The organism is Flavobacterium artemisiae, assembly GCF_042678225.1.
Classification (GTDB): domain Bacteria; phylum Bacteroidota; class Bacteroidia; order Flavobacteriales; family Flavobacteriaceae; genus Flavobacterium; species Flavobacterium artemisiae.
The window spans coordinates 204,506-217,595 of record NZ_JBHUDZ010000018.1 but is presented as its reverse complement, the minus strand read 5'-3'; the positions used below and the strand labels follow the sequence as shown (position 1 = coordinate 217,595).

Sequence of the window (13,090 nt, the reverse complement as noted above, 5' to 3'; positions counted from 1 at the left end):
TTAACATTTAAAACCTATTTTTTATATTTTTGTCGCGATGAAATTTACAGCAGAACAAATAGCAGGAATTTTAGAAGGAGAAGTTGTTGGAAATCCCAATGCAGAAGTTTCTCGACTTTCTAAGATCGAAGAAGGTGAGGAAGGATCTCTTACCTTTTTAGCAAATCCGAAATATATAAACCATATATATACCACAAAAGCGACCGTAACAATTGTTAACGACAGCTTTATTCCAGAAGCAGAAATTACAACTACCTTAATAAAAGTTGAAGATGCTTATAAGTCTTTTTCTAAACTTTTAGAGTTTTACAATCAAGTAAAATTAAATAAGAACGGAATTGAAGCTAATTCTTTTATTTCTGAAGGAACTAAATATGGAGAAAATCTGTATTTAGGAAGCTTTAGTTATATAGGACAAAATGTGGTTTTAGGTGATAATGTAAAAATTTATCCAAACAGTTTTATTGGTGACAATGTTGTTATTGGTGATAATGTTTTTGTATTTGCGGGAGCAAAAATTTATTCAGAGACAGTAATCGGTAACAATTGCACCATTCATTCTGGTACTATTATAGGCGCAGACGGTTTTGGTTTTGCACCAAATGAAGACGGAGAATATAATAAGGTACCTCAGATTGGGAATGTTATAATAGAAGATAATGTTGATATTGGTGCCAATACAACTGTAGATAGAGCAACTCTTGGTTCTACGATTATTAGAAAGGGAGTTAAATTAGACAATCAGATTCAGATTGCTCATAATGTAGAAGTGGGAAAAAATACTGTAATTGCCGCACAGACTGGGGTAGCAGGTTCTACAAAAATTGGAGAAAACTGTATGATTGGAGGACAGGTTGGTATTGCAGGCCACTTAACAATAGGTAACAATGTTCGAGTTCAGGCACAGTCAGGAATTGCAAGAAACATCAAAGATGATGAAGTATTGCAGGGAAGTCCGACATTTGGTTTGAGCGATTTTAGTAAATCTTATGTTCATTTTAAGAATTTACCAAAAATTGTTGCGGAGCTAGAAGAATTAAAAAAACAAATAATAAACCCAAAAAATGGAAATAATGGTTAAACAGAAGACCATCAAAAATGAAATTTCACTAACTGGAGTTGGATTGCATACTGGAAAAGAAGTTACAATGACTTTTAAACCTGCTCCTATTAATAATGGTTTCACTTTTGTTAGAGTAGATTTGCAAGGTCAACCGGTCATTGAGGCTGATGCTAATTATGTTGTAAACACTCAAAGAGGTACTAATCTTGAGAAACTTGGAGTAAAAATACAAACTCCTGAGCACGTTTTAGCGGCAGTTGTTGGATGCGATTTGGATAATATTATTATTGAATTAAATGCCTCTGAACTTCCTATCATGGATGGTTCATCAAAATATTTTGTTGAAGCAATAGAAAAAGCTGGAATAGAAGAACAAGACGCTACTCGTAATGTTTATGTAGTAAAAGAAGTAATTTCTTTTACAGATGAAGCAACAGGAAGCGAAATCTTGGTAATGCCTAGCGATGAATATCAAGTTACCACAATGGTAGATTTTGGTACAAAAGTTTTAGGTACTCAAAATGCTACTCTTAAAAGTTTAGCTGATTTTAAAGACGAAATTGCAAGTTCAAGAACGTTTAGTTTCTTGCATGAATTAGAATCATTGTTAGAACACGGACTTATTAAAGGAGGTGATTTAAACAATGCAATTGTATATGTAGATAAAGAAATCTCTGAGTCTACAATGGAAAACCTAAAGAAAGCTTTTGGTAAAGAAGAGATTTCTGTAAAACCAAATGGTGTATTAGATAATTTAACTTTACATTATCCAAACGAAGCGGCAAGACACAAATTGCTTGACGTAATTGGAGATTTATCTCTTATTGGAGTTCGTATTCAAGGAAAAATTATTGCAAATAAACCAGGCCATTTTGTAAATACTCAGTTTGCTAAGAAATTGGCAAAAATTATCAAAATTGAGCAGAGAAATCACGTTCCTACTTATGATTTGAATCAAGAGCCTTTGATGGATATTCATAAGATTATGGCAATGCTTCCTCACAGACCTCCATTTTTGTTAATTGATAGAATTATCGAAATGTCTGATCGTCATGTTGTTGGATTGAAAAATGTTACAATGAATGAAAATTTCTTTGTAGGGCATTTTCCAGAAGCACCAGTAATGCCAGGAGTTTTGATTGTTGAAGCAATGGCACAGACAGGAGGAATTTTGGTGTTAAGCACTGTACCAGATCCAGAAAATTATTTGACTTACTTTATGAAAATTGATAATGTAAAATTCAAACATAAAGTGCTGCCGGGTGATACATTAATTTTTAAATGTGAATTGATTTCTCCAATCAGAAGAGGAATTTGTCATATGCAGGCAAATGCTTACGCAAATGGTAAATTAGTAACTGAGGCAGAATTAATGGCACAAATTGCAAGAAAACAATAATAAATTATCAAATTTATTGTTTAGGTTTGTTGCCCAAAAACTGACTATTTTAATTAAAATATAAAACATACAGATGAATCAACCACTAGCATATGTTCATCCAGGCGCTAAAATCGCTAAAAATGTTGTAATCGAGCCATTTACGACAATTCACAATAATGTTGTTATTGGTGACGGTACTTGGATTGGTTCAAACGTAACCATCATGGAAGGTGCTCGAATTGGTAAAAATTGTAATATTTTTCCAGGAGCAGTAATTTCTGCAGTACCACAAGATTTAAAATTTGGAGGTGAAGATTCTCTTGCTATTATTGGAGACAATTGTACTATTAGAGAATGTGTTACAATAAATAGAGGTACAGTAGCTTCTGGCCAGACTACTATTGGTAATAATTGTTTAGTGATGGCTTACGCTCACATTGCACACGATTGCGAGATCGGAAACAATGCAATTATTGTAAACGGTGTTGCACTTGCAGGGCACGTTGTAGTAGGAAATCATGCGGTAATTGGAGGTTTGGCAGCTATTCATCAATTTATTCATATTGGTGATCACGCGATGATCTCTGGAGGATCTTTGGTAAGAAAAGATGTTCCTCCATATACAAAAGCAGCTAAAGAGCCTTTATCATATGTTGGTATTAACTCAGTTGGTTTAAGAAGAAGAGGATTTAGTACTGAAAAAATAAGAGAAATTCAAGAAATTTATAGAATTCTATACCAAAAGAATTATAATACAACACAAGCTTTGAGTATTATTGAAGCAGAAATGGAAGCAACTCCAGAAAGAGATGAAATTCTTGATTTCATTAGAAATTCATCTCGTGGAATTATGAAAGGTTATTCAGGAAATTATTAAATTTGAGTTTAGAAGACTGATTTTTAGTTTTCTAAATGTAAAATGAATAATTTTGAATAAATAATAAAAAATAAAGTTTGGAATTTTAGAGTGATCTAAAATGTTCATTCTAAAAAATCTAAAATAAAAAAAACAAATGGCATCTACATCAGATATTAGAAACGGATTGTGTATTAAATTTAATCACGATATTTATAAAATTATCGAATTTCTTCACGTAAAGCCTGGAAAAGGTCCAGCTTTCGTAAGAACTAAATTAAAAAGTTTAACTTCAGGTAAAGTATTAGACAATACTTTTTCTGCAGGTCATAAAATTGATGTTATCCGTGTTGAAACACATACATTCCAGTACTTATATCCAGAAGGCGATGAATTTCACTTTATGAATGCTGAAACTTTTGAGCAGATTTCTTTAAACAAAAACATCTTGGATGCTCCAGATTTGTTAAAAGAAGGAACAAATGTAATGGTTCAGATTAATACAGAAACAGATTTACCTTTATCAGTAGATATGCCGACATCTGTAATTCTTGAAGTTACTTACGCTGAGCCGGGAGTAAAAGGAAATACAGCTACAAACGCTACAAAAAATGCAACAGTAGAAACTGGAGCATCTGTAAACGTTCCGTTGTTCATCAACGAAGGCGATAAAATTAAAATCGATACAGCTTCAGGTTCTTACATGGAGCGCGTAAAAGAGTAGTTTTTTAATTAAGATAATTTGACAATGAGTCAATTAGATAATTTGTGAATGAACAAAAAATTGTATATTCATATTCTAATTGACTCATTTTCTAATTGACAAATTTTCTAATTATAATATATGAAATTTCCAAAGAGTCATTCTTTACAAGAAATTGCTGATTTGCTTCAATGCGAATTTATAGGAGACAAAGATTTTCAAGTTTTAGGTATGAACGAAATACATGTCGTTGAACCTGGTGACATCGTTTTTGTTGACCATCCAAAATATTACGACAAAGCTTTACAGTCGGCAGCTACGATTGTTTTAATAAATAAAAAAGTAGAATGTCCAGAAGGTAAAGCACTTTTAATCTCTGATGATCCTTTTAGAGATTTTAACATCTTAACCAGACACTTTAAACCTTTTCAATTTGCAAACGTTGCTATAGCGGCTTCAGCAGAAATAGGAGAGGGGACTGTAATACAGCCTAATACATTTGTTGGTAATCATGTTAAAATTGGAAAGAATTGTTTAATTCATTCTAATGTTTCCATTTACGATCATACAATTATTGGAGATAATGTAATCATTCACGCCGGAACTATTCTTGGCGCAGATGCTTTTTATTATAAAAAACGTCCAGAAGGTTTTGATCAGCTTATTTCTGGCGGAAGGGTTGTCATTGAAGATAATGTTGGTATTGGTGCACTTTGTACTATTGATAAAGGAGTTACAGGAGATACAACAATTGGTGCTGGAACAAAGCTTGATAATCAAGTGCATGTTGGTCATGATACTGTAATTGGTAAAAAATGTTTAATAGCTTCTCAAACTGGAATTGCAGGTTGTGTTGTTATTGAAGATGAAGTTACCATGTGGGGGCAAGTTGGTACTACAAGTGGTATTACTATTGGAAGTAAAGCTGTTGTGATGGGGCAGACTGGTGTAACTAAATCTGTTGAAGGCGGAAAATCGTACTTCGGTACTCCAATTGAAGAGTCTAGAGAAAAGTTAAAACAATTGGCCAATATCAAAAAGATTCCTGAGATTTTAAGTAAATTGAAGTAATATGTCGATAAAAGAATTTGTTCAGAAATTTTATAAGTCAGATGCCTTAATTGATAGCGAAATTTTAAAAACATATCTGCATCCTGACGTTTTGTTGGATTGGAACAGTAGTACAGGTTTCATCCAGATGGATTATAATGGAATGCTGCAAATGGCCAACGAATTGAGTCGTGCTTATGTACGTTCTAAAGTTAGAATCAGTCATATAATTTCTGAAGAAGATTTAGTATCAGTACGTTACTCTCATTTTGTAAAAACAATCGAGAACCCAAGAGAAGAGATGCTTTTGGCTCATTTTGTAACAATTTGGCAGATAAAAGATGATAAACTTTATAGAGGTTATCAGATGAGTCAATTTTCTTAATATTTTTTTGACAATAAAAGAGGCAAAATACATTACAAAACCTTATTTTTGCAACACAAATTTAAAAACTACATAAAATATATATCATGAGTGTTTTAGTTAATAAAGATTCCAAAATAATTGTTCAGGGATTTACAGGAAGCGAAGGAACTTTCCATGCTTCTCAAATGATTGAGTACGGTACTAATGTTGTTGGAGGTGTAACTCCAGGAAAAGGTGGTACAAGCCATTTAGACCGCCCAGTTTTTAATACAGTAAAAGACGCTGTTGACCAAGCTGGAGCTGATACTTCTATCATTTTTGTTCCGCCAGCTTTTGCTGCTGATGCAATTATGGAAGCTGCTGATGCTGGAATTAAAGTAATTATTGCTATTACAGAAGGAATTCCTGTAGCAGATATGATTAAAGCAAATAATTATGTTAAAGAAAGAAATTCTAGATTAATCGGACCAAACTGCCCAGGTGTAATCACTCCAGGAGAAGCTAAAGTTGGTATCATGCCAGGTTTCGTTTTCAAAAAAGGTAATGTTGGTATCGTTTCTAAATCTGGAACTTTAACTTACGAAGCTGCTGACCAAGTTGTAAAACAAGGTTTAGGAATCACTACAGCTATTGGTATTGGTGGAGATCCAATCATTGGAACTACAACTAAAGAAGCTGTTGAATTGTTAATGAACGATCCAGAAACTGAAGCTATCATCATGATTGGTGAAATTGGAGGTCAATTAGAAGCTGATGCTGCTAAATGGGTTAAAGCTGATGGTAACCGTAAACCAGTTATTGGTTTTATCGCTGGAGAAACTGCTCCTGCTGGTAGAACAATGGGTCACGCGGGTGCTATTGTTGGAGGTTCTGACGATACAGCTGCAGCTAAAAAACAAATCATGAGAGACAACGGAATTCACGTTGTTGATTCACCAGCTGAAATTGGTAAAAAAGTAAAAGAAGTATTAGGATAATAAATTCTAATCTTTAAAATAACAAATTCTAAAAAGTCTCAATATTTGTTGAGACTTTTTTCCATTTAAAAAAAAGGATAAAACCTTAGCGACTTAGATTCTTAGAAACTTAGAAGCTTTAAAGAAAAAATATGAGTAAAGAATTAGAGAAGTTTAAAGTAAGCAATAGTTTTACTTTTACAGTAGAAGATAGTTTAGAACAAGCTTGCAATGCTCCAGAAGGAGGCGCTGGAATTTTTGTTGTTTATGCTGTTGAAGGAGGAGATAAAGAATTGATTATGGTTGGTTCAACAGGAACAGTTCAAAATGACGGAACTTTGAAAAGTAAAAATGGTGGCTTGTACGATAAAATCGTAAACGGACATCAGTTTGCAAAAACAGGAAGAAAATATTCTTGGCCTGCACAAATGAAGTTAGAAAATATTGCAGCTCTTGAAGTAGTTTGGTACGAAACTTTTAATGCCAATACAAAAGGAATTCCAACTACTGTTGAAGGACAAGTTTTGCAAAACTTTTTAGATGAGAATGGCAAATTACCTAGATGGAATGTAGCTTTCTAAAAAGCGATTTTTAATAATTACTATTTTAAGCCTTACTTACAGTAAGGCTTTTTTGTTTTTGAACAGGTAATTAATTGCCTCTTTATTGAATTAAAAAATTGCTATGGGTAAAATTAAGATTAAGAAAAAAAATGAAGCTGATAATGTTAAATTTTAAAATCTATCGGTTTTTTTGATGTTTAATTGGGTTATGAAGCAAAGCTTTTATATATTTATCGCACAAAAACAAAAAAAAATGTTAAATTAGACTGTTTTTGTCAAAATGACTATTTGCTTTTAAATGTGAATTTAAAGTTAATAAATAGGTTTTGGCAGAAATTTTTTATTTGAACTGTGAAGTTTTAAAAAGATTTTTTCAAAACCTTATTTCCAAAGTTATAAATTATGAGCCATATTGTAAAGAATAAACTTATTGATGATGCTGCGCTTTGGAGTAACTTAAAAGCAGGCGACGAAAAATCTTTTTCACTGCTATTTGAAAAATATTATGGAGACTTAATAAGTTACGGTAATTCGCTTTCTCCTTATTCTGAAAAAGTACAAGATTGTGTGCAGGATGTTTTTGCAGATATCTGGCTTTATAGAAATTCACTTCAAGAATACGTTACTGTAAAGGCTTACTTATTATCAAGTGTTCGCAAAAGAATTGCTCGTTTGTTTGAACGAGATCATATTTTTAGAAAAACAACATCTACAGAAAAACTAGAATTTTTATTTGATTTTTCAATTGAAAATGATTTGGTAGAAGACGAGCTTACTGCCGAAAGAGTTTTATATCTTAATAAATTACTAAACGAACTTCCAGCGCGTCAAAAAGAAGCATTATACCTGCGTTATCATCAAGGTTTAAATGTTGAGCAGATAGCAGAAATGCTTGATGTCAATTATCAGTCGGCAAACAATCTTCTTTATCGCGGATTATTAAGTTTACGCAAAGAATGGAAAGGCAGTATTCCCCTTATTTTACTGCTATCTACAAACGTTTTATGATTTTTTTTTGAAATTATCTAAAAAAAATCATAATTAAGTGAGTATATAATTAAAAAAGTGTCCTCTATGTTTTTGTAACCTTAATGATAAGATGCAAAAACGTAATAATTATACCGAAATAGAAGACTTCTTAGCTGATGAATCCTTCCAGAAATGGATTTTATTAAAAGTTGATGAACAAGGCTGGGAAGAGTGGACTCTAGAAAATCGCCAAAGAGCTAAACTTGTTGAAGATGCAAGGCTTTTACTTTTGGCGATGAAAGTTCCTCAAAAACAATTAACCGAAACCGAGATACGAAATGCTTTAAGTTCGACTTGGAAAAAAATTGCAGATAGAGAAACTAGTTTTCAAAAAAGTGTAATATCATTCAATCGTGGTATTTCTAGAAACTGGCTTTTTGGCGCTGCAGCTGCAATTCTAATATGTTTTTTTTCTGTTTGGTTTTATCAAAAAAATAATTTGTCTGCTAATGATGCCGTTGTCAGTTATAAAGAATTAATTGAAGAAAACAACGAAGGATTGGTAGAACAAACCAATAATACCGAAAAATCTCAGATTATAACTTTATCAGATGGGAGCTCGGTGCTTTTACAGCCAAATAGTAAATTAAGTTATCCAAAAATCTTTACCGGAAACGAAAGAAAGGTTTATTTGTCCGGCGAAGGTTTCTTTGAAATTAGTAAAAATCCTAAAAAACCATTTTTTGTTTATGCAAACGAAATTGTAACGAGGGTTGTTGGAACTAGTTTTAGAATTAAAGCTTATCCAGATCAACAAGACGTTGAAGTTTTGGTTCGCACCGGTAAAGTGAGGGTAAAGCCGAATGATCTTCTTAAAGAAATCAAAAATGAAGAAGTAGTATTACTGCCGAATCAAGCACTTCGATTTACTCGTAAAGAAATGGTATTCAATAAAATTTTAAACATTACGGAAGATCAAATCTTAACCAGCAGTACACGTAATATTGAGCAGCTAAGTTTTGAGTTTACAGATATTCCGGTAGAACAAATTTTAAAAACGATTGAGCAGGCTTATCAAGTAGAAATTGACTATCCAAAAGATAAACTGCAAGAATGCCGATTGACGACTTCATTAAGTGATCAGCCATTGCCAGAAAAACTTAAAATTATCTGTAAAAGCCTTGGTAATGAAACGAATTATGAAATGAACGGCAACCAGATTGTGATAACCTCGTTAGGTTGTAATTAATTTAGAATCCAAAACCAAAAAGATAATGTTCAAAGCTAGAAAACCGTAAAATGCCTATGTAAAAAAGTAGAATGCCAAAAAAAAGTGCCGAAAATGCTGTAACATTCTCGACACTTAAAAGTAGTAAATCACTCTCTGTAAAGGGTAATTTATGAATGTTTCTTAAAATACACTCGAATAGTATTAATCAAAACAAACCAAAATTATGAAAAAACCAGTTGTCAAGCAACGATTACTCCACCAAATCATGAAAATAACGCTATTTCAGTTTGTCTTAGCACTTGTATTTTCAAGTGTTACGATGGCAAATAATGTGAATGGGCAAAAAAAGTTAGATACTAAAGTTACAATTACAGTTGAAAATTTAACTTTAGACAATGCTTTGTCTAAAATCGAAAAATCTGCCCATGTAAAATTTTCTTACAACTCAAGACTGCCGCAATTGGCGCAGAAAGTCAGCATAGAGGCTAATCAGGAAACTTTATCAAGTATATTGAGCAGAATTTTAGTTCCATTTAATATCACTTTTTCAGAAGTAAGCAATCAAATTGTACTTCAAAAAAGTACTGCAGATCCTTTTTCAAATATGAATAATCATGATTCAGTATTTGAAGTTTTAACTGCTGGACCTATTATTAAAGGTAAAGTTACAGATCAATCAGGAAGCCCGCTTCCGGGTGCTACTGTTATGGCAAAAGGAACAAAAGTGGCTGTTTTAACTGATTTTGATGGAAATTTCGTTTTAGAAATGCCTTCAAATACAGATAGAATTGTTATTTCTTATGTTGGTATGGAGACAAAAGAAATAGGGATCACGAATGTTACACCCACAATAGTTTTAACAGAAGCTGGTCAAAACCTTAAAGAAGTTGTGGTAACTACAGGTTACGAAAAAACTTCAAAAAGAACATTTACTGGAGCGATCAGTAAAATCTCTGGAACTGAATTAAAAGTAGATGGAGTTGTTGATGTCAGCAGAATGATCGAAGGAAAAGCAGCAGGGGTTACTGTGCAAAACGTTACAGGAACATTTGGTACTGCACCAAAAATTACGGTTCGTGGATCTTCTTCAATCTTTGGAGATACTAAACCTTTATGGGTTATTGATGGTGTGGTTCAAGAAGATATTATCAATATGTCATTTGCAGATTTAGCTTCTGGTAACTCTGAGACATTATTGAGTTCTTCTGTTGCAGGATTAAATGCAAATGATATTCAAAGTATTGAAATCCTGAAAGATGCATCTGCTACCTCAATTTATGGTTCAAGATCGTTAAATGGGGTTGTTGTTGTTACAACGAAGCAAGGAAGAAGAGATTCTCCATTAAAAATTACTTATGGTTTAGAGCAGACTGTAAGAGCTGTACCAAATTACAGTCAATATGATATTTTGAATTCTCAGGAAACAATGAGTATTCTTAAAGAGATGGAATCTAAAGGATATTTGGATCTTCCAACCACTGTAAACGGAAGATATGGTGGTGTATACAACATTATGGGGAGAGCTATTAACACCTACAATCCTGAAACAGGAACGTATTTGCTTAATAATGATCCAGTAAGCAGAAATAACTTTTTGAAAAAATATGAATTAGCAAATACAGATTGGTTCAAAGTTTTATTCAGACCTTCAATTACACAAAATCACTCTTTAAGTTTTTCTGGTGGAGGAAAAAACAATACGTTTTATGCTTCTTTAGGATATTATACAGATCCAGGATGGACAATTGCTGATGATGTAAAACAAATTTCATCTAACATTAAAGGAACTTTTTATGTTAATGACAGATTAAATATTACACTTTCTACACTTGCATCTGTTCGTGATCAAGGAGCTCCAGGAACTTATGAAAGTGAAAAAGATGTTGTTTTTGGTAAAGTTACTCGTGACTTTGATATCAACCCATTTAATTATGTTTTAAATACTAGTAGAACTTTAAGACCTTATGATGAAAATGGAAATTTAGAATATTACAGAAATAACTGGGCTAAGATGAATATCATCAACGAATTAGCAAATAACTACATGGAAATTGAAGTTAAGGATATTCGTTTTCAATTGGATTTAGATTATAAAATCAGTAAAAATTGGAATTATAATTTAACCGGTTCTGCTCGTTATGCTAATACAAGCCGTCAGCATAAAATTCTAGAAGCTTCGAACGTTGCTGCCGCATATAGAGCAGGAACACCAGAAGGTGATGATGGTGTAAATACATTAGTAAGAGATCAAAATATCTTTTTATACCAAGATCCAAATGATTTAACAGCTCCAAAAGTTTCTGTTTTACCAAATGGAGGTTTCTTGAGAAAGTTTACAAATGATATGACTTCTTATAATGTTAGAAATAGTGTAACTTATAGAAATACATTTAATGATAAACATGAATTAGAAGGATTATTTGGAACTGAGTTAAGAGTTGTAGACAGAAATAGCGATAATTTTACAGCTGCTGGTTTACAGTACGATAGAGGATTAACAGCTTTTACAGATCCAAGATTAATTGAAAAAATCATTAATGGAGGAGATTCTTACTACGGATTTAATGTAGAAAAAGAAAGAACTGTTGGTTTCTTTGGTAAAGTAGGATACACTTACGATCGTCGTTATACAGCTTCTGTAACAGGTCGTTATGATGGCTCTAACAGACAAGGAAATAGTGATTCTTCTAGATGGCTTCCGACTTATACTTTTAGTGGGAAATGGAATGTTGCTGAAGAAAATTTTATGAAAAATATAGAGTCAGTAAACACTCTAGCCGTTAGAGCTTCTTATGGTTTGACAGCTACTGCGGGTCCAGCTACTAACTCTTTGGCTATCTACAAAAGTTACATTACTGATCGTTTTAATCTAGATGATAGAGAATCTGGAATTAATATCGAAGAATTACAAAATGCAGATCTTACTTGGGAAAAACAATTTGAAACCAACATTGGAGTTGATTTGGGAATGTTTAATAACAGAGTGCAGTTAACAACAGATGTTTATAGACGTAAAGCGTTTGATTTGGTTGATTATGTGATTACATCAGGAATTGGAGGACAAAGAGTAAGACAAGGAAATAATGCCGACATGGAAACCAAAGGTATTGAGGTTGGTTTTACAACTAAAAACATTGATGCAAAAGATTTCAAATGGTCTACAACATTGAATTTCTCTGTTTATGATCAGAAAATTACAAAATTGCAAAATACACCGACTGCTTTTGATTTAATCGATGCAAATGGTGGAAATACAGTTGGACACCCACGTAACTCTTTATATTCTTATCAGTTTACGGGATTAAACTACCAAGGTCTGCCAACTTTTATTATGCAAGATGGTGCAGACAGTAATATTACTGGTGCAGATTTTCAAGACAATATCGATGTTACAAAATATTTAAAGTACGAAGGGTCAATTGAACCTAATAAATCAATAGGTTTATCAAATACTTTTACCTATAAAAATTGGTCATTATATGTATTTATTGTAGGTTCTGGAGGAAACAAAGTTCGTTTGAACCCAGTTTATGATAGTACTTATGACGATTTAACAGTTTTTACTAAAGACTTTACCAATCGTTGGATTAATCCAGGAGATGAACAATACACTAACATTCCAGTAATTGCTGACAAGCGTTTAAATACAGATTATGGAGGTGCACGTACTTTAGCAAGAGCTTATAATACTTACAACTATTCAGATGTTCGTATTGCTGATGGTGATTTTGTGAGATTGAAAAACATTTCATTAAGCTGGGAATTTCCTAAAGATTTTAAGAGAAAACTGGGACTTAGCACATTTACTTTAAAAGGATCTGCAGTAAATCCATGGTTGATTTATTCTGACAAAAGATTAAATGGTCAAGATCCTGAGTTCCGTAATTCTGGTGGTGTTGCAATGCCGGTTACTTCTCAATATACGTTTACTTTAAATGTTTCATTATAATA

General features: G+C 32.7%; 11 protein-coding genes. All 11 read left to right on the top strand.

The annotated features are described in order from the left end of the window. The first annotated feature begins 37 nt into the window (after positions 1–37). A complete protein-coding gene (gene lpxD, locus ACFSC2_RS20675; RefSeq protein WP_379812916.1) occupies positions 38–1,081 on the top strand; it encodes a UDP-3-O-(3-hydroxymyristoyl)glucosamine N-acyltransferase in 1,044 nt (347 codons plus the stop codon). Next, positions 1,074–2,462: a bifunctional UDP-3-O-[3-hydroxymyristoyl] N-acetylglucosamine deacetylase/3-hydroxyacyl-ACP dehydratase gene (locus tag ACFSC2_RS20670; protein WP_379812914.1), complete on the top strand. Its 1,389-nt coding sequence runs from the start codon at positions 1,074–1,076 to the stop codon at positions 2,460–2,462. The genes lpxD and ACFSC2_RS20670 overlap by 8 nt, the downstream gene beginning before the upstream one ends. Positions 2,463–2,535: 73 nt before the next feature. Next, positions 2,536–3,321, top strand: coding sequence for an acyl-ACP--UDP-N-acetylglucosamine O-acyltransferase (lpxA, locus tag ACFSC2_RS20665; RefSeq protein ID WP_193845613.1), 786 nt, complete (start codon positions 2,536–2,538; stop codon positions 3,319–3,321). 136 nt (positions 3,322–3,457) lie between these two features. Then, a complete protein-coding gene (gene efp / locus ACFSC2_RS20660; RefSeq protein WP_379812911.1) occupies positions 3,458–4,024 on the top strand; it encodes an elongation factor P in 567 nt (188 codons plus the stop codon). 120 nt (positions 4,025–4,144) lie between these two features. After that, on the top strand, positions 4,145–5,074 hold the full coding sequence (locus ACFSC2_RS20655; protein ID WP_379812909.1) for a UDP-3-O-(3-hydroxymyristoyl)glucosamine N-acyltransferase: 930 nt from the start codon (positions 4,145–4,147) through the stop codon (positions 5,072–5,074). Position 5,075: 1 nt separating this feature from the next. Then, complete coding sequence (locus tag ACFSC2_RS20650; RefSeq protein WP_379812907.1) at positions 5,076–5,438, top strand: nuclear transport factor 2 family protein; 363 nt, start codon at positions 5,076–5,078, stop codon at positions 5,436–5,438. Positions 5,439–5,524: 86 nt separating this feature from the next. After that, positions 5,525–6,397: a succinate--CoA ligase subunit alpha gene (gene sucD, locus ACFSC2_RS20645; RefSeq protein WP_115887225.1), complete on the top strand. Its 873-nt coding sequence runs from the start codon at positions 5,525–5,527 to the stop codon at positions 6,395–6,397. 131 nt (positions 6,398–6,528) lie between these two features. Then, positions 6,529–6,957: a hypothetical protein gene (locus tag ACFSC2_RS20640; protein ID WP_379812906.1), complete on the top strand. Its 429-nt coding sequence runs from the start codon at positions 6,529–6,531 to the stop codon at positions 6,955–6,957. Between the two features lie 384 nt (positions 6,958–7,341). After that, positions 7,342–7,947, top strand: a complete 606-nt coding sequence (locus ACFSC2_RS20635) for an RNA polymerase sigma factor (protein ID WP_379812904.1) — start codon at positions 7,342–7,344, stop codon at positions 7,945–7,947. 91 nt (positions 7,948–8,038) lie between these two features. Beyond that, complete coding sequence (locus ACFSC2_RS20630) at positions 8,039–9,157, top strand: FecR family protein (RefSeq protein ID WP_379812902.1); 1,119 nt, start codon at positions 8,039–8,041, stop codon at positions 9,155–9,157. Positions 9,158–9,362: 205 nt separating this feature from the next. Further along, complete coding sequence (locus ACFSC2_RS20625; protein WP_379812900.1) at positions 9,363–13,088, top strand: SusC/RagA family TonB-linked outer membrane protein; 3,726 nt, start codon at positions 9,363–9,365, stop codon at positions 13,086–13,088. The last annotated feature ends 2 nt before the right edge of the window (positions 13,089–13,090 follow it).